The organism is Ellagibacter isourolithinifaciens (genome assembly GCF_008831035.1).
GTDB classification, from domain to species: Bacteria; Actinomycetota; Coriobacteriia; order Coriobacteriales; family Eggerthellaceae; genus Ellagibacter; species Ellagibacter isourolithinifaciens.
In genome coordinates this window covers 22,674-40,346 of sequence record NZ_WAJR01000021.1, presented here as the reverse complement: position 1 = coordinate 40,346, position 17,673 = coordinate 22,674, and the positions used below count along the sequence as shown (strand labels likewise).

The following is a 17,673-nucleotide window of genomic DNA, read 5'->3' as shown; positions in this document are numbered from 1 at the left end:
ATCGGTACTTCCTGCGTCTGCGGGTCTGGCACACCAGCCCCTCCTCGCGCATGACCTTGAGCACCGTCTTGTCGGCGATGCGGATGCCGGCCGCTTTGCGCAACGCGGTGGCAACGCGTCGGTATCCTTATCTGAACTGGGATTTCTCGCACATCTCCACTATGGCCGGCCGCTCGGCCGCCTGCCTGTCGGAGGGAGGGTTCGCCTCGTGGTAGTAGTAGGTGGAGCGCGGCATCCCGATGAGCTCCAGGAGCGTGAACTTCCTGGCCAGCTCGCTGCAGCCCTACCTGAAGAAGGGGAGGGGGCCGGCGGCGGGCATGATGGCGTGGCTGGACGCGATGGAGTCCGAGCTGGGCTCGCCCGGGGCTTTCCAGGCCGCCTTCCCGGCCTGCTCGTCGACCGCAGCATCGAGTTCGACGACCGGGCCGGGATGGATCGGTCATGCCTGGCCGGGGGCGAGGCCAGATGCTCCGTCTACTACTGCGACCCCATGAGGTCCAACCATAAGTCGCAGGCCGAGCGCAACCACGAGCAGCTCAGGTGCATCCTGCCCAAGGGCCGTAGTGACTTCGACAGGCTCAGCGCGTGGGACGTGGCGGTGTGCTGCAGCCACATGAACTCCTACCACGTGGGGCGGGCTCGGCGGCAGGTGCGCCATCGAGGCGTCCGAGGGGACCGCGCCGAGGGGCCTGCTCGAGTTCCTGGGCGTGGAGCGGGTGCCGCGGCCGGCCGCTGCAGCTTGCCCGCATGTGCGGGCGCGTTTTGCCCAAGATCAAGGACGCCAAGCGCCGCGACAGGGTCCGCGACCTGCGCGGGTACATGCTGAACAACGCCGATTGCGTCGTGTTCCCGAGAGAGTCCATGGGCACCATGGAGGGCACGAACGCCTATGTCGGCGCAGCCAGGATGAAGGGGCGCGGCATGTCGTGGTCGCGAAAGGGCGCCGAGGCGATGTGCCTGGTCAGGTGCGCGATCGCCGAGGGGCGGCCGCTCGTCGCGCCGAAGTTCCCCGCGCTCTGCTCGAAGAGGGAGGAGAGGGCCGCCGAGAAGTTCCTGGCCAAGAGCCTGTCGCGCGGCCCCGAGTCGTGCGGGTCGGGCTGGGCGCCGCCGCACCAGGCGTCCACCTGGGCGATGAGGTCCAGCGCGCGCTTCCGCGCCGGGTCGTGCTAGAATGCGGTCATCCGCAGCGCCGATGGCGCCCCGATCCCCGTCGCACCGGCAAGGCTTCCGGTCGGCTTTTCCCGCAAAACTTAACTCGCGCCGCCCAAAACGCCGACTTGAGAAGGCGGTCCTGTTTCGGTAAGATTTCAGGGAGCAGAACACCGGCCACGGAGGCCGACCGAAACACCATGCCCCACATCCACAAAAACCGCGACGGCATCGCAACGCTTCCGGCAGGGCGCATTCTGCGCATTGGCAAGGACTTCTCGTGCGTATTCAACGCCGCCTCCCTGATCCTCGTGGTGTTTCTCCACTCCTACACCTGGTTCAGGGGCATGCGCCAGGATGTGCTCGCTGCCGGCCCGCTACTCCTCCTCCTATGCCTGCCGGCTGGGCTGCTCTTGGGCCTTTCCAGCAACTCGAAGCGCATGCGCCGTCTCGCAGAGGGTATCGAGTCGAAGTTCGTCCCCTTTGCCTGGGGCTTCGGAGCCGCGCTGTTCGTCGCGCAGTTGGTCATCGCCAATGGATCGTGGTTCCTTACCGATTGGGACGCGGGAGCGCTCGTTCATGGCGTCGTGTACGGCATCCAGGATAACTTCGAGTACTTCTCGACATACCCCAACCAGCTGTTCCTCACATCGCTTTTCGAGATGATAGCCCACATCACGCCGAACGCAACCTACGAAGGCGTTTATTTCGAGCTTGTCGTCGGAAGCTGCCTCTTCCTTTCCCTCTCGACGGTTATCGTCGCCTTCATCGCCCGTAAACTGGGCGGCGTGAGAGCTGCCCTGCTCGCCTTTTTTCTCGACCGCGCTGTTCGGATTTTCCCCGTGGATGCTCGTTCCGTACTCCGACACCTACGGCATGGTTGCGCCGATAACCTCGCTTCTTTTTTTCGCCTACGTGCGCAATCGCCCGCTTCGTTTGGAGGGGTGCACCTTCCTCTCAGTGCTCGGCTACTTCATCAAGCCGACAAGCATTCTCGTCTTATGCGCCATTCTCCTAGCCGAGGTGTGCTCACTTTCGGGAAAGAAAGCGGATGACGCCGAAAGAGACTGCTGCCACCCTTGCTCGCGGGCAGTGACTTCGGTGCTCGCAATCGCCTTCGCCGCATTCGCGGCAATGGCGATCGATGCAGCGCTCATCTCCCACTACGACGTCGACAAGAGCCGTTCCCTTTGCCCCGAGCATTACCTGATGCTCGGGGCAAACCGCGAATCGAATGGGCGATAGACGGCCGAGGACTTCGAGCTGTCCGCATCGATTGAGGACCCGGCAGCTCGAAAGCAGAAAGACGTTGAGAACTGGATGAGCCGCATCGAGGACATGGGGGCAAGCGGCGTAGTCAAGCTCGCCGCGAAGAAGACGCTCAACAACTACCTCGATGGGACGTTCTGGTGGAAAGGTGAAGGGAAATTCTATATCGAGGTCATGGGCGGCAACGATGAGATATACGATTTCTACAATATCGGCCATGAGAAGAATTGCATAGCGGGGAGCTCGGAGAACGCGACGCCCTTCTTCGTCATCGCGCAGGGCGTTTGGATATTCGTGCTCGTCGGAAGTTGCCTAGGCGCCCTGAATAGGCGTCCGAGCAGCGGCGTAGCGGTCGCATATCTGGTAATTCTCGCAGTCAGCCTATTTCTCGCAGTTTTCGAGTGCCGCGCGCGATACTTGTTCCTCTTCACCCCCTTCTTCACTCTGGTTGGAAGCTTAGGGTGGCAAACGACCATACATTGGATTAACGGCCGAAGGCACGCGAGGGGGGGTGTTCCTATAGTTCTGTCAAGAGGGATTCGTCCTTTCGGTGGGCGTTTTTGGCAATGCTGACGCAGGCCGTTAGGCTGCGTACGGAACCTTGCCCCCCATGATCGCGTAGTCACCTTGAGCCGCTTCCTCGCCACGGCTTTCAGCGCCTTGCCGTGCGGCGTGCCCCTGCCGCGGCAGCGCGCGTAATGCTCGCCCCATCGGTTGCGGCTGCGCGCAAGGCAGTTGCAAGAGAATACGAGCAGGTTCTTCAGCCTCCTGTCGCCCTGCCGCGACGCGGACGCCGACGATATCGACGTGCCGGACTGCCTGTTGCGCGGCGCGAGCCCGCAGCGCGAGGCGAGCCTGTCGTGGCCCGCGAAGCCGGCTATGTCTATGGATATGACCAGCTCGGATGCCGTTCGCGGTCCTATGCCGGGCACCGTGGGCAGGCACCTGTACGTCTCGTCGGCGGCGAGCAGCGCGGATATCTCGGAGGTCGGCGACCCTGTCTCGGCGGCGTTCTCCGATATCCTTCGCGCGAGCAGCCGAACGGCGCGGTCCTCGCAGGCGACGGCCACGGGGTGCGGCCTGCTTGACGATTCGACGGATTCGACCAGCGCCGCCACTTTGGCGCGCCTGCGGCCGCGCGCGAGCGCCCCGACGGCCTGCGGCGAGGCCTCGGATATCGACCACGGGCCGCCGACGGCGGCCATGAGCTTGAGGGGTCGCCGGGTCCGAGAGGTCGGCTTGCGCCTCGAATTCCGGGCACGATTCGAGCAATATGCTGCGGAGCCTGTTCTTGCTGCGCGTGCTCTTGCAGGTCAGAAAGTCCCTTTGCGCGGCGAGCGACCTGGCGGCCTCTATCTCGGGCGGCCTGTCGGCCACCGCAGGCAGCGCGTCGGGTATGCCCAGCGCCGTCTTGGCCATGGCCATCGCGTCGCGCTCGTCGGTCTTGGCGTCTCCGGCGAACAGCCTCGAGGCGCCGTGCGCGGCGAGCCCGGGCAGGTACGCGCGCGGCATCCCGGCGAGCTTGGCGCGCGAAAGCGCGAGCGAGCCGACGTTGCGGACCTGGTCGACGACGACCAGCGCGCCCGGATACTGCGCGCAGAGCCCGTCGATGGCGTTTTCCCTGTTGGGAATGGGCCTGCTTGCCAGGAGCTCGCCCTCGCGCGTGACGACGCACGCCCAGTGCGCCGATTTCCCGACGTCGAGCCCTATGACGATTCTCGGCCTGGTGGGTGGTGCCATGGTGGTATCCTCCAATCGTCAGGCCGATCGGAAGCCCTCCCCTCGACACCCACATTACCTGGCCGTGGCCCCCGGGCCCGGCAGTTTCCTATCAGTCGTTCGGAGCGGCGAGCGCCTCCGGTGGCAACACCCCCGGCCCTCTTCGGGGCAGGGGCAGACGGCCATCCGGAGGCGCCCGATCGGCGGCCCCTCGGGGCTTGCCCGTATCGTAGGCAATGCGCCGAATACTCGCCACCGAAGTTCATCGGTGGCTTATCTCGGACTGTAATGAGTTAATCGAATTAGAGACTTCGGGACCCAGCCCTTTCGTAGCGGGAGGATACCGCCAACCCCCAAAAATCACAACGTGTGCAGCCGCGCAGGCGAAATCGCTTTCCGTCTGTGCGGCGCTCATTTAGAAAACGAGGCAATTCAGCCCTTCCCTAGGGCGACCCGATTGCAAAAGGCGGTCGAGCACAACGATGCCCGACCGCCAAAGAAGGGAATTTTTCTAGGGCGCCCAACATTCGCCCTCTACGATTAGTCCCCTCATAAGTCGAAGCCAAGAGGAACGCGCCTCGGCGAGGTCAACACCTACCAGCCGGAACCGACACGCTACGCGCGGGCGCCTGATTTCGCTGCGTCGCGCGGCGAGGATCCATCGCCCGTCGCGACGTTTGCAGCCGAAGCCTTCGCAGCCGCACGAGCGGCAGCATCGGCGGCAGCAACCTCGCCCGTTCCCACGTTCGCGCGTTTCTTCACCTTGATGCGCAGCGCACACGCGAAACCGACCACCGCAAGTGCGAGCGCAAACGCGAATCCCCAGTGAGACCCCTGCGTGAAGGCGAGCGTCGCGTCAGCACCGCCCGCAGCAGCATAGCTCGCCTGGCCTGCGGTGAGAAGGCTCGTCGCCACCGCGGTGCACACAGCTCCAAGCACCTGCTGCATCGTGTTGAGCGCCGTGGAGCCGTCGGTCGACAGCTCGCGGGGCAGCGAGGAGAGCGCGTGCGTCTGGCAGGGCGACATCGCGAGCGGCACGCCAACCATCATGACCACATGGCAGGCAATGACATAGGCAAGCGGAGATTCCGGCGTCGCGAAAAGCAGCGCCGCCGCACCGACGATGGACAGCCCGAAGCCGCATACCGCCGGCCCGCGCGCGCCGATTCGGTCGTAGATGCGGCCGGAGATCATGCTCATGAGCGCGTTCACGATGCCGCCGGGCAGCATGACCACGCCGGTCACGGCCACTGCCAAAAGCATGCCGTTCTGGTAGAACTGCGGCAGGATGTACATGGCGGAAAGGGTAATACCGAAGTTGACCATCATGCACACGGCACCCACGCGGAATCCCTGGTGGGAGAAGATGCGCATATCGATGACGGGCACCTCCATGGAAAGCTGACGGCGAACATAGAGCGCAAGGCACACGAGGCCCGCAACAAGCCCGCCCAAAACGATGGGGGATGCCCATCCGCAAGAGCTCGCCATTCCCGCACCGAGCACAATGCCGCCGAAGCCCACGACCGAAAGCGCGACGGAAGGCGCATCGATTGAAGGCCTGGTCAGCTTATAGGGATTTACCTCGAACTTCCATGCGAAGATGATTCCCACGAGAGCAATCACCGCAAAGCTCGCGAAGACGAGGCGCCACGAGCCGGCGCCGATAAGAGCACCTGCAAGCGTCGGGCCGATAGCCGGCGCAAACATGATGACAAGCGCGTTCGTCCCCATGGCGGCGCCGATCTTATGCGGAGGAATCACCTCGAGCACCATGGCGAACATGATGGGCAGAACAAGCCCTGTGCCGATGCCCTGCACCGCACGGCCGGCGAGCGCTACAGGAAACGAGGGGGCAACCGCACTCGCAACCGCGCCGACGAAGAAGGCGCCGAGCGCGAACAAGGTGAGCTTGCGGGCGGAGAACCATTTCATGAGCAGGCTCGCGAACGGCAGAACCACGCCGATCACGAGCATATAGCCCACCACGAGCCATTGCGTGACGGACACGTCGACGCCGAAAGCGAGAGAAAGCTGGGGCAGAGCGATATTGAGCGCGGTCTCGCTGTACATGCCGGCGAAGCCACCGCAGTAGAGTCCCATGAGGGCAAGATAAGGATGCGCCACCTCGACACGGGCGCGGGGAAGCTTGGCATTGCTCGAAGTCACTGTTTCAATTGTTCCTTTCTTTCGGGAATACTCGTCAAAAGACAACGTCGACATAAAAAAATGGCCGCAACATGCTCGTTGCGACCACCTCTGCACATCGTATGCAGCGTCTCACTGCGCCTTTTGACTACCTCAAGTTAAGCACAAATCGAAAGCGCTTCGTAAGCGAAGACTTTGTGGATTTCTGCGAATTGCAGGCGCCACAGCGCGATTCGCGTGCGCACACCTCCTGCCGCCCTTAAGAGCCAGGCGCAGGCGAACACTATCTTCGAACGCCGGAAAACGCATAGAAGCCCGGCGTGTCCACCAGCGCCTCGATTTCGAACTTGTCCGCCCAAAGTGCGCTCTCCTCGCTCGCTGCGTGCAGGCCGCAGCTCACCCCCGCGGCAACTGCCTCATGGTGGCGGTTGATGACGTCCCTGCCCGATCCATGGGCGACGACGAAACGCCCTCCTGTCTTGACCAGGCGATACACTTTCTCAACCAATGCGGCCTTCTCGAAGAAGTGGGGGTAGGCGTTATAGATGACCACGGCATCGAAGCGCTCGCTTTCATCGAGCGAGAGCGCGTCAGAGGCACGAAGCTCCACGGAAGGTTCGTTGCCGAACTTTTCCCTCGCGCGCTCGACCATCTTCTCCGACACGTCGACCGCCACGATCTTTCCCGCTTGGGCCGCAAGGTAGAAGGGGATCATCACGCCCGTGCCACACCCCAAATCGAGCACCGAGTCGCCCGGCTTCAGATCGACGAGCGAGAGCACCGCCCCTTGCACGCGGCTTTCTCCCGAACAGCCGCTTTCATCCCACTTGCCCGCGCGCTCGTTGAAGTACGCTGCTACCTTGTCCATAACAATCCCTTCATCGCGGAATGACCACCAGTCTCCCGCCGTGCTCGATAATGTCTGCGTCCATGCCGTAAATCCGCTTGATGCGCTCGGGCGTGACGCATTCTCGCCCGCCTGCGGCGTCAACCGCGCCGTCTTTTAGGAAGAGGAAGCGGTCGCAATAGCGAATCGCCAGGTTGATGTCGTGCATGACCGCACAGGCAGCGATACCACGCTCGTCGACCTCGCGGCGGACCTCCCGCATGACCTCCTGCTGGTTGGCAGGGTCGAGGTTGTTGGTCGGCTCATCGAGCAGAAGCGTCTCTGCCTGTTGCACGAATGCCCGCGCGAGAACCATCTTCTGGTACTCTCCGCCGGAAAGCTCGTCGGCATAGCGCAACGAGTAAGCGGAAAGCCCCAGCCGCTCGAGCGTCTCGCGAACAACAACATGATCGGCCTCCGTCGGCGCGCCCTGCATGAGAGGATGGCGCCCAACGAGTACCGAATCGTAGACCGTCAGGCGGTTCGCGTGGCTGTGCTGGGCGACGAGCGCGACCTTTTGCGCTCGCGCGCGCCGCTTGACCTCGCCCATGGGCACGCCGTCGAGGAGCACCTGCCCCGCATCGGGCTTTCGGAGCCCCATCAGGCATGACAGAAGCGTCGACTTGCCGCACCCGTTCACCCCGAGAATCGCCGTGAACGATCCCGGAGCAAGCTCGATCGACACGTCCCGCAATACGGGAGTTCCCGCCCGGTAGGAAAAGCCGAGCCCACAGGCTGCAAGCATCAGCGGCTCACCCCCCGAAACAGCAGGTAAATGAAAATAGGCGCGCCGACGAACGACGTGATCGCCGAAATCGGCAAGATCAGCGGCGCCACGACGACGTGGCAGAGGATGTCGGACACCAGCAACATCCCCGCACCCGCAAGGGCAGAGGCGGGAAGGAGAAAGCGGTAGTCGGCGCCAAGCAGGCGGCGCATCACGTGCGGCGCGACCAGCCCGACGAAGTTGACGATTCCGCAAAAGGCGATCACCGTCGACGCCGCCGCACTCGCGACCAGCATGTTTGCGAGACGCACGCCGTTCACAGAGATTCCCAAGCTATGAGCAAGGCCTTCTCCGGACTCGATTGCGTTCATGGCCCAGCGGTTCGCAAAGAAGAACACAGCGCTCACCGCCGTGACGAGCGCCATCACGGCGAGCTGGCTTCTGCTCACGCGGCCCAGATCGCCGAATGTCCAAAAGACCACGGCAGCGACCTGGGAGTCTTCTGCAAAGTATTGCACGATCGTGGTACCCGCGGTGAACAGCGCCGACAAGGCAACGCCGAGCAACACGATGCTTTCAGGGGTCATCTCGCGCACGCGCGACAAAAGCAGGATCACCACCGTCGAGAGCATCGCGCCCGCAAACGCGAAGAGCGCCGTCGTTACGGGGTCGGCGGTCGAGATGCCCTCGTAGGCGGCGGAAGCGCCCGCACCACCTGCGAAGACGATGATTGCAAGCGAGGCACCGAATGCAGCGCCCTGCGAGATACCGAGCGTGCTCGCCGAAGCGAGAGGGTTGCGCAGGACGCTTTGGTAGGCGCACCCCGCAAGCGCAAGCGCCACCCCGGCGACGATAGCCGTCAAGACGCGGGGGAGACGAATGTTCTGAACTGCGGCGACGGTACGCACATCGCCCTGCCCAAAGACCGCGCGCACCACATCGGCAGGAGCGATCTGAAGCGAGCCCATAGTCATCGAGAACACGGCGATGCCGACAACCGCGACGAAGAGGACGACGAGCACGAGGCGCTTGCGCCTGATATAGCCCGCATACGCGTCGCGGGGCGCTTTCCCCTCGCCGGGCAAGCTCGCGGTTGTAATTTTGTCCTCTTCCATAAGCGGCTATTCTAGCTGAAAGAAAGCGCCGTGAAGCCCATGCCCGCATTCTTCATGGTTTGGTAGAAGTCGACGCCGAGAAGCGTGGTGTAAATCTCGGAATACTTCGCGTCAAGATCGACGTCGGCGAACTTGTCGGGGTAGATGGTCGCGCCGATGAAGTACGTGTCGCAGATGCCCGTGTCGATGTTGGTACCGTTGAAGTTGAAGAACGGCTGCGTGTAGAGGTGGCCCTCCTTGAACGCCTTCAGGTCATCGAAGAAGGCCTTGTTGTTGGCGTAGTCGGCCTTCATGAGATCCATGTTGCCCGCGTTCAAGAACATGAAGTCAGGATCCCAGTTGCCGATCTGCTCGAGGTCGACGTCTATTGCGGCTTTCTGGCCCGTCTCGTCGGCAACGTTTTTCGCGCCGAGCTCGACGAGCGGGGCGTAGTTCGCGTACGTGCCGGTGAAGCTCTTAGCGCCCTTATAATTGACTGCGCCCACGTAGACGCTCGGCTTGTCGGCATCGGGGATGTCGGCAGTGCGCGCCTTCAAGTCGGCGTCCCATTCCTTGAGCTTCGAGACGACTTCCTGCGCATGGTCCTGTGTGCCCAAGGCCTCGCCGACGCAGGTGATCGAGGTGTATACGTTGTCGGTGAACAGCTGGTTTTGGTAGGTGATGCCGATGACGGGGATGCCCGTGTCCGCCTGGAGCGAGTCGCACTCTTCAGCGCTGCGGCTCGAGATGATCACGTCAGGTGCGAGCTCCATAAGCTGCTCCTCGTTGACGTTCGTATCAAGCAGATGGTTTCCATTGCTCGTCGCCGGTAAGTTGGCAAAAAGATCCTTGTACGCAATCGTGTACGGACGGTTTAAGGCCGGCTCGGTTTCCATCTCGGTTGCGGCAATGAGCTTGTCCTGCCCGCCCGCGTACACGACGAAGCGCGCGCCGCTGCCGACGGTCGCCGCGCTTTGGACATCAGCGGGAACCTCGACACTTCGACCATAGGCGTCGACCACCGTCTTCGTCGCCGCGGCGTCTTGCGCCCCGTCCGACGAACCCGTGCCCGCAGGTGCGGAGCAGCCCGCAAACGCAAGCAGGCACGCGCACAGACAGGCCGCTATGGCAACCACGCCGAATGCTCTCATTCTCTTCAACATGAGCTTCTTCCCTTCGCTTTGAATCGCATCGAATCGCTGCGACCGATAGTAACACGATAGCTTAATTCGTAACACCCCTATTCCGAGAGCGGCATCGACGAACACAGCAAGGCGCCGCGCCCCTTACCGGGACGCGGCGCCTTTTTCGCCAGCTCATCTGCATCAGGTGCAGGCGAGCCGAAAATCGAGCTATTCCGCTACGGCATCGTAACCTGGAACGTCACGATCTCATCGTAGGTCTTGGAGTTCGTGACCTCGAAAGAGCCCTGCACGTTCACGAGATCGTCGATGCTCTTGATGCTGTCGTCCATGAAGGTCATGAACGTCTCGGCGTAAGCGTTCGGCTGGATCGTCTCGTAGATGTAGGGGCTGATCATCTTGCCGTTCACCGTCCAGGTGCCGTAAGAGCCGCTGAAGTCGATCGCCGTGTCGGCGCTCTTGTTCGTGATGACCAGGGTGTAGCCGCAGGAGTCGAGCCAATCCTGCTTCTTGTCGACAACCATCACGGAGATGTTGTCGTCGCTGTAGATTTCCTTGTCGATGGCCTGAATCGCCTGGTCGTCCGTCGCGCTCGAGCCGGAAGTCGCGCCGTCAGAGGAAACCGAGCTCGAGCCTAGGTCCTTAACCTCGTCGCTCGTCTTCTTGAACTTCATGCCCTCGCCGTCAACCTCGATGGAGAGCACACCGTCCTTAATCGTCGCGTCGATGCTGTCGCCCTCGATCGTCAGGGACACCTTATCAGCTGACTTGGCGTCCCAGGTGCCGTCCATCGTCTCGCCGAACATACCGAGCTTGAACGTGCCGTCCTCGGCGAAGGTCGCCTCGATGGTGAGGCCGAACGCCTTCATTATGGCCATATCGTCTTCGGAAGCGCCCGTGAGCTCGGAGAGCTCCCACGTTCCGATGACCGCCTTCTTGGGGTCGGCCTTGTCACCCCCGCCGCAGCCGACGAGCGCGAAGCATAGCGCGATAGCGAATGCAACAACCCCGAATACCTTCAACTTCGATTTCATGGTAGCACTTCCTTCCCGAATAGCTTTCCCATTCCAACCACTCTATCGTGCACGCCGGAGCTTGCCGCCCCGACGATGGTGCCCGCGGTGTTAAAGCCCGATCGCGCCGCCGCAGAACTCGCAGCGCCCGTTCGCATCCGGCATTGTGTTGGCCCCGCAGAACGGGCAGGTCACCGCTGCCTTCGGAGCCTTCGCCGCCGCAACGTTCTCGCGCACCGTCTCGCGCAGGCTCGTGAGCGCCTCGCGGATCTCGTTGGCCTGGCGTTCCGCCTCGCGGAATTCCACCGAATAACGTTCCTCGATGCGGCTATCGTTGACCTTGAACGTGATCTCGTCGAAGTAAGGCGAGTTCACGTGGATGGTGAGGTACACATCGTAGTCTATGTCGTAGCGCGGCGGGTCGTAGCTTTCCCGGTGGCCTTCGGAGTTCTCGCGATAAATTTCGGTGCGGGTCTCGCGAACCTCCGAATCGCACCCGGTAACTTGGGAGAAGTCCATCACATCCGGGTTCGCATCGCGCCACCGCGACGAGGAGGTGACGATGAAGCACTGCGCGTCCTCGTCAAGGAGCACCTTGGTGTCGCCACCGAGCGTGCGCGTCGTATTGAACCCCGCGACGCGGTCCTTGTTAGCCTCACGGTAATCGAGCTGCTCGCGGATCTGTTCGACCGTCGAGCGCCTACGCTCGCTGAAGAAGGGGGAGAGCTTCTTGGCGCACTCTTTGCACAGGTTGCCGTCTTCAAGCTTCCTGTTGCCGAGCAGGCCGATCTCCCCTCCGCAGATATCGCAGCTCTTCTTCTCGAAGATCTTTCCAAACAATCCCATACCCGCACTTCTTCCCGCGCATCCAACGAAGTTTTCGTTGATTTCATGGTGAGGGAAAGGGGCCGCCGCGGCAACGACCCTATGGCCCGCAGCGCGGCGCAAAGTGCGACCGCGTGGCCATTTCGTGCGGAAAGGGAAGGATGCGATTTAGCGCGGCTCCTGCTCATCGCGCATTTTCGGGACGATAAGCCCGCTTGAGACCGCATGGACCGCAAGGCGCAGGATGTTGTCGTAGCCAGTCTTCGCGAGAATCTCGGAGATGTGGCGCTTGACCGTGCCCTCGGACAGGAAGAGCTCTTGCGCGATTTCCTTGCGCGTCTTGGTCTCGCACACGAGGCGCAGGATATCGACCTCCACGTCGGTCAGCGCAGCCGCGTCCGAGAAGATGCTCTGCTGGGCGCGCGGGAAGGTGGAGTAGCCCTCCATCGTGGAGCGGATAATGCCAAGAAGGTCGTTCGTGCCGACGTTTTTGTACACGAAGCTGTCGACGTGCGCGGCACGGGCTTGCTCGATGAAGGTGATCTCGGGCATGCCCGTCATAATGACGACGCGTACCTCGGGGTGGGATTCCTTTATGCGGCGCGCAGCAACGATACCACTCGAGTCGTTTTCGGTACACACATCCAGAAGCGCGCAGGTGGCGCCCGTCTTCTCCACTTCATCAAGCGCGAAGGCGGCATCGGCGAGGGAAGCCACGACCTCCATGTCGGGCTGCGCGTCGATGGTCTGGGCGAGCGAATCGCGCAGCATGGTCTGGTCTTCTACGATGATGATCTTGATCATTGGTCCTCTCCTTCATGCGGTGGCGCGCACGGCGCCTGGGCCTCGATGGTGAACGGGGAAGTAGATACGATGGAAAGCGTGCCGCCCACGCGCGCGAGCGTCTGGCGCATCGAGGGGAAACCCGTGCCCTCGTGCACCTCTCCGAGCGCGGCGGGCCCGTCGTTTTGAACGGAAAGCGTGTAGCAACCTGATGATTCGCCCAGGCGTACATCGACCCGATGCGCCTGCCCGTGCTTGGCGGCGTTGGTCGCGGCCTCGCGGACGACGTCGACGAAGGCGATGGCGACCTCAGGGCGGCAGGGAAGCGGGCCTTCCACTGAAATGACAATTCCCACCAGGGAAAACGAGCTCTCAATTGCGCGAAGGGCGCCCTCGGCGTCGATGTCGTCGGGCTCGGCGAGATCTTCCACGACCGTGCGAGCGAGATCTACCACGCATGCAAGCTTCTCGGGATCAGGGTCGTCGTCTTCCAAATAGCGGTGGAGGATGGACAGGCGCTGACCGACAGTGTCGTGCACGCGCGAGCGCATGCGCAAGATCGCCTCGTTGCGCGAGACTTCGCGCGCGTTCTCGACGGCCGCAACAAGCTCGGTGTTCGCCACGTCGAGAAAATGGTTCATGCGCTCGATGTCGGAGTTGATGGACTCCTCCTCGGTCACGTCAAAGGCCACCATCCGGCGGTACTCCTTGTGGCCGAGCCTCACCCGGTCGCGCATGAAAAGCCGCGTTTCATCGGGGGATATCTCAAGACGAATGCCTTCCGGCAAAACCGCGTCCGCACCCCCTTCCGCCTTGTTCGCCATCTCTTCGAGGTCATCCCACACCCCGCGCGTCTCGGCAAGGTCACCCGCAAAACCGAGCGCGGTCAGACACGAGCGCATCGACTCGTTCATGAAGAGGATGCGCCCCTCGTCATCGGCGCAGATGACGCCCTCGGGCAGTGCCCGAATAGAATCGATGATCGACAGGCGCGAGACGGAGCGCCGCCCGGCACGCACATCGAGGGTGAGCGCGGCCCCTACGCGGAAGACGAAGAACGCCGCATCGCCGATGAGGAGATACGGCACCAAATGACCCAGCATACCGATGGACGGCGGGGTGATGAGCGCCATGAGGGCGATCTCGCTCGTCATGATAGGGCGTCGGTAGGCAATCGCCAGCGCAAGCCCCAAAAGCGCCGCCACGGCGTCTATCCACAGAAGCGACTCAATGGGGAACGAGAACGCCTTCAGACGAAAAAGCGCCACGCCGTAGCTGCTGTGGACGCTGTTCGCCGTAGCCGCCGCAAGCAGCAGATGCACGAAGAGCAGCACCTCATAGAGCTTGACGAGAGAGAAGGGACGCGCGCCGCGCCGCGTCGAGAGGAAGAGCACATGGAGCAGCTGCCCTCCCGCGGCGACGTAGAACGACACCACGAGCGCAACGATCACGGGGGTATCCAGCTCGAAGAGATAACCCATGCGATCACCTTCCCTCGAGTGAAACCGAGAGGCTCGCGCTGTCCCTCGACGTTTCCAACGTGAAGGCCGCATGTTGCGAAATCAACGATTTTCGCAGCTCATCGAGCGATTCCTGGAATCTCGGCCCCACGGCGCCGTCCGATTCGAGAGCGGCACGCATCTCCACCTCGCCCGACCGCCCATCGCGCACGAACAGCATGAGAACCGGGTTTCTCGCCGAGAACGCCGCCGCCGCAAAGTCGTAGAGGCAGTCGTAGAGCACGCTCACCGTAGCCGCAGGGAGCACCCCCGATGTCTCCACGAGGGCCGCGCACTCGATGTCGAGCGAACGCAAATCGGCAGCCGTCTCGTTGAAGACGAGCTCAAGCCGCTCGCGGTTGAAATCGGGGTCGCTTTTCTCCGCCAAGATAAGCCCGCCCTTGCGCTTGCAGTACGCAACGAGCAGCTTCACTTCCATGAGCCGCTCGCGACGGGCGGCTGCAGAGACGGGGTCGCTTCCCTGCGGCAGGTCGTCGAGCAACTCGCTTATACGCTGCGTCTTGCTTTCGAGCGCGCGCTCGATCTCGGCAAACAGCGCGCGGGCGTCCTCCTGGCGATGGAGGGTCATCGCGAGCTCCCGATCGCGCTTGAGCATGGCGTTCGCGCGCCGCAGCTTCGCCTGGCGCTCGGAAAGCAGGCGCCTGCGCTCATCGAGCGCCGTCATGTCCTCGGACAAAAGCGCGTCGCCGCCCACCACCGAATACACCTTGAACAGCGTCGAGGGAACGGCTGACGTGCGAAACGACACGATGCCGTAGCGCGGGGTCTCGATTTCCCCGAGCGTCGTTCGCACGGCATCGGGGATCTCGGTCGCGGCGGTGGTTTGGTATACAACGTCTCGCTCGCGCGAGAGGATTTTCAAATCGAAGGGGAGTTTTGAGAAGAATTGGTCGTATCGGGCATATGAGGGAAGGATTCCCAGGTCAAGCGATAGTTCGAGCGCAACAATAACCAAGATGCCATAGACGAGGGCGATGTTCGTCGAGAATAGCCCCGCCTTGCGAGCGATGAACAGCGCAAAGTACGCCGCACCCACGCCAAGGATGATGGCCATCGGCAGAAAGGCGCTTTTCAGCTGGGTCCGAGCAGCGGGAAATGCCGCCGCGAAAAAGCCCACATACTGCACAAGCGCCCACGCGGTCACACACCAGTAACCCGCCTGATAGGTATAATCCCTGCTCCAATGCGGATCGGATAAGTCGAACGCGAACACGAGGTGGTGGTAGTTGTTCGTCAGCACGAGCACGCAGAACACCGCGTCGATAACCCAAGCAATGCTGACAACCCTTTGCCATGCAACATGCCGATCAAGGGCGGCTGCGTGAAGGGCACTTGCCAGGAAGAACGTGGGGATGAACATCATCGGCACGTAGTAGAGGTACCACATAATCGAGGCGGCAAGATCGCTTTTCACGGGATATTTCAGCAGCACGTCCAAAAGCCAGGCGGCGAGAAGCGCGGCGATGATCTTCAAATTGCCTCGAATTTTTATGTCCGAGCAGCGCAAATGCACGGAGAACCCCCAGGCGACGCAGCCCGAGCCCGCCAAGATCATGAGCCCCGCCGTGCTCGACGGCCCGTTTCCCGGAAGACCGAAGAAGCGAATTTCCGCTTGAGAAGCCAGCTGCACGATGGCGAACACGGCACCAAGGATGAGGGCGAAGACGGCCCAAGCCGCCACTATCCGCCCCTTGAGCGGGTCTGTTCCGCTTGCACGGCCCATCCGAGCTCCCTTTCCGCCTCGCACGATCCCCTTTTATCCAGTATACCTTGAGCGCCCTATCAAACGATGGCCTCACGGCCAACCGAGCCGCGTTTTTTTGGCCGTATGGCACGGTGAAATCGACAACGGAACCGCGCGGGATAGCGCGCATAAAGTATCATGGGGGCGAACGATGAAACTGCAGCCGCCTACGTCGGAGGTCAGCCAATGGCAACTGAATCGGTAAACTACCAGTGCCCTTCATGCATGGGCCCTTTGCACTTCGAAGGAGCCGACGGGAAGCTGCACTGCGACTACTGCGGCGGAGCCTTCACGCCCGCCGAGGTCGAGGCCGCCTATGCCGCCAAGCAGCAGAAAGCCGATGCACAGGCGGAGAGCGACACCGAGCGGGCAGAGGCAGGGGAACGAAGCGACTTCGAGCGAATGGGCGACGAAGCGGCAGGCGCGGCATCGGTGCTGACCAACGAGACGATTTCCGCCGCGAAAGAAGTCTCCGCAAGCGCGAGCGACCCCATCCAGGCGTACCTTTCGCGCGCCTCCTGGAACGAGGACGAGCGTGAGGGAATGCGTTCCTTCACGTGCTCCTCCTGCGGCGCCGCGGTCACGGTCGATGCGACCACGGCGGTCTCGGAGTGCCCGTACTGCGGGAACCCCGCCGTCGTGCCCGGCACCTTCTCAAACGAGGCAAAGCCCGATTTCATCATTCCCTTCAAGGTGAGCAAAGAAGAAGCGACTTCCGCACTCACCTCGTACTACAAGGGAAAGAAGTTCCTTCCCAAAGAATTCGTGCAGAGCAACCGCATCGCGCACATGCAGGGCGTCTACGTGCCGTTTTGGCTTTACGACGGGAACGCCGAGGGAAGCGCAACCTACGAATGCAAGAACATCCGCGTCTACACCTCGGGCGACGAGGAAGTCACCGAGACCGACGTCTACGAGGCGTACCGCGAGGGTTCGCTCGACTTCGAGCGCATTCCCGCCGACAGCTCGGCGAAGATGCCCGATGCGCACATGGACGCGATCGAGCCGTTCGACTTCGATGAGCTCGTGCCGTTCTCCGTGGCATACCTGCCAGGATATCTGGCCGAGCGCTACGACCAGGAGGCCGACACCTGCCAGCCGCGCGCCATGCGGCGCATGAAGGGCAGCTTGGAAGACGAGCTGCAGGCCACCGTGACCGGGTATGACGACGTCACGCAGGAGTCGATCAACGCGAACAGCGAGGTCACGGGTCTTTCGCAAGCACTTTTCCCCGTGTGGCTTTTGCACACGCTCTACAAGGACGAGGACTACCTGTTTGCCATGAACGGCCAGACGGGGCGCTTCATCGGCGACTTGCCGGTGTCGCCTTTGAAGGTGATGCTGTGGTTTTTGGGAATCTTCCTCGTGTGCATGGCGATCTTGATCGGACTCGACGTATCGGTGTTCCAGTTCGACGACGAGCTCACGAGCGTGCTTGTCGATTTTGGAATCCCGCTCGCCATCGCGACCTTCGTGTGCATCGCCTTCTACAATCAGATGAAGACGGCCCGCGAGCAGACCGACGCGCGGGGCTACATCACGATGGAAGGGCTCACGCTCACCGGGTCCAATGACCGGTACGTGACGACCCACATCACGCGCGTGCGCATCAGCAAGGACGACGACTAGCGGCAACTACGGGGCACGCGGCTTC

General features: G+C 62.3%; 15 protein-coding genes and 3 pseudogenes. 5 read left to right on the top strand and 13 right to left on the bottom strand.

The genetic code is table 11. The features are described from left to right. Positions 1–115: pseudogene (locus F8C90_RS11440) on the bottom strand (IS3 family transposase); the annotation flags it as partial. A gap of 632 nt (positions 116–747) precedes the next feature. On the opposite strand from F8C90_RS11440, the gene F8C90_RS08140 reads away from it, so the two are divergent. The 4 genes from F8C90_RS08140 to F8C90_RS08130 all read left to right on the top strand — a co-directional run bounded on the left by F8C90_RS08140 (position 748) and on the right by F8C90_RS08130 (position 2,991). Further along, complete coding sequence (locus tag F8C90_RS08140) at positions 748–1,170, top strand: hypothetical protein (RefSeq protein ID WP_158050019.1); 423 nt, start codon at positions 748–750, stop codon at positions 1,168–1,170. A 179-nt stretch (positions 1,171–1,349) separates the two neighbouring features. Continuing rightward, on the top strand, positions 1,350–2,204 hold the full coding sequence (locus F8C90_RS08135) for a glycosyltransferase family protein (RefSeq protein ID WP_158050018.1): 855 nt from the start codon (positions 1,350–1,352) through the stop codon (positions 2,202–2,204). A gap of 37 nt (positions 2,205–2,241) precedes the next feature. Beyond that, a complete protein-coding gene (locus F8C90_RS10970; RefSeq protein WP_170264607.1) occupies positions 2,242–2,394 on the top strand; it encodes a hypothetical protein in 153 nt (50 codons plus the stop codon). Between the two features lie 75 nt (positions 2,395–2,469). Beyond that, on the top strand, positions 2,470–2,991 hold the full coding sequence (locus tag F8C90_RS08130; RefSeq protein WP_158050017.1) for a glycosyltransferase family protein: 522 nt from the start codon (positions 2,470–2,472) through the stop codon (positions 2,989–2,991). Positions 2,992–3,173: 182 nt separating this feature from the next. Here the strand turns inward: F8C90_RS08130 and F8C90_RS11435 are convergent. From F8C90_RS11435 to F8C90_RS08075, 12 genes and pseudogenes are all read right to left on the bottom strand, one after another. After that, positions 3,174–3,623: pseudogene (locus F8C90_RS11435) on the bottom strand (transposase); the annotation flags it as partial. Between the two features lie 61 nt (positions 3,624–3,684). Then, a pseudogene (locus F8C90_RS11430) lies at positions 3,685–4,158 on the bottom strand (IS110 family transposase); the annotation flags it as partial. Between the two features lie 594 nt (positions 4,159–4,752). Beyond that, positions 4,753–6,306: a DHA2 family efflux MFS transporter permease subunit gene (locus F8C90_RS08120; protein ID WP_211361070.1), complete on the bottom strand. Its 1,554-nt coding sequence runs from the start codon at positions 6,304–6,306 to the stop codon at positions 4,753–4,755. A gap of 262 nt (positions 6,307–6,568) precedes the next feature. Further along, entirely contained in the window at positions 6,569–7,153 is a 585-nt protein-coding gene (locus F8C90_RS08115; protein WP_158050016.1) for a class I SAM-dependent methyltransferase, read from the bottom strand. A 10-nt stretch (positions 7,154–7,163) separates the two neighbouring features. After that, positions 7,164–7,916 carry an ABC transporter ATP-binding protein gene (locus F8C90_RS08110; RefSeq protein WP_158050015.1) on the bottom strand — a complete coding sequence of 251 codons (753 nt, stop codon included), beginning with the start codon at positions 7,914–7,916 and terminating at the stop codon, positions 7,164–7,166. Further along, positions 7,916–9,013: a FecCD family ABC transporter permease gene (locus tag F8C90_RS08105; protein ID WP_158050014.1), complete on the bottom strand. Its 1,098-nt coding sequence runs from the start codon at positions 9,011–9,013 to the stop codon at positions 7,916–7,918. Before F8C90_RS08105 ends, F8C90_RS08110 begins: the two co-directional genes overlap by 1 nt. A gap of 11 nt (positions 9,014–9,024) precedes the next feature. Beyond that, positions 9,025–10,155 (bottom strand): ABC transporter substrate-binding protein, encoded by a 1,131-nt coding sequence (locus tag F8C90_RS08100; RefSeq protein ID WP_246155862.1) that lies wholly within the window; start codon positions 10,153–10,155, stop codon positions 9,025–9,027. Between the two features lie 197 nt (positions 10,156–10,352). Further along, on the bottom strand, positions 10,353–11,168 hold the full coding sequence (locus F8C90_RS08095; protein WP_158050013.1) for a hypothetical protein: 816 nt from the start codon (positions 11,166–11,168) through the stop codon (positions 10,353–10,355). Positions 11,169–11,258: 90 nt separating this feature from the next. After that, positions 11,259–11,993 carry a DUF4428 domain-containing protein gene (locus F8C90_RS08090; protein ID WP_158050012.1) on the bottom strand — a complete coding sequence of 245 codons (735 nt, stop codon included), beginning with the start codon at positions 11,991–11,993 and terminating at the stop codon, positions 11,259–11,261. Positions 11,994–12,140: 147 nt separating this feature from the next. After that, positions 12,141–12,776, bottom strand: coding sequence for a response regulator transcription factor (locus tag F8C90_RS08085; RefSeq protein ID WP_158050011.1), 636 nt, complete (start codon positions 12,774–12,776; stop codon positions 12,141–12,143). Further along, positions 12,773–14,236: a sensor histidine kinase gene (locus F8C90_RS08080; protein WP_158050010.1), complete on the bottom strand. Its 1,464-nt coding sequence runs from the start codon at positions 14,234–14,236 to the stop codon at positions 12,773–12,775. Before F8C90_RS08080 ends, F8C90_RS08085 begins: the two co-directional genes overlap by 4 nt. A gap of 4 nt (positions 14,237–14,240) precedes the next feature. After that, complete coding sequence (locus tag F8C90_RS08075; protein WP_158050009.1) at positions 14,241–15,998, bottom strand: histidine kinase N-terminal 7TM domain-containing protein; 1,758 nt, start codon at positions 15,996–15,998, stop codon at positions 14,241–14,243. A gap of 207 nt (positions 15,999–16,205) precedes the next feature. Between F8C90_RS08075 and F8C90_RS08070 the strand changes: the two genes are divergently transcribed. Further along, positions 16,206–17,648 (top strand): TFIIB-type zinc ribbon-containing protein, encoded by a 1,443-nt coding sequence (locus tag F8C90_RS08070; protein WP_158050008.1) that lies wholly within the window; start codon positions 16,206–16,208, stop codon positions 17,646–17,648. Positions 17,649–17,673 lie beyond the last annotated feature (25 nt).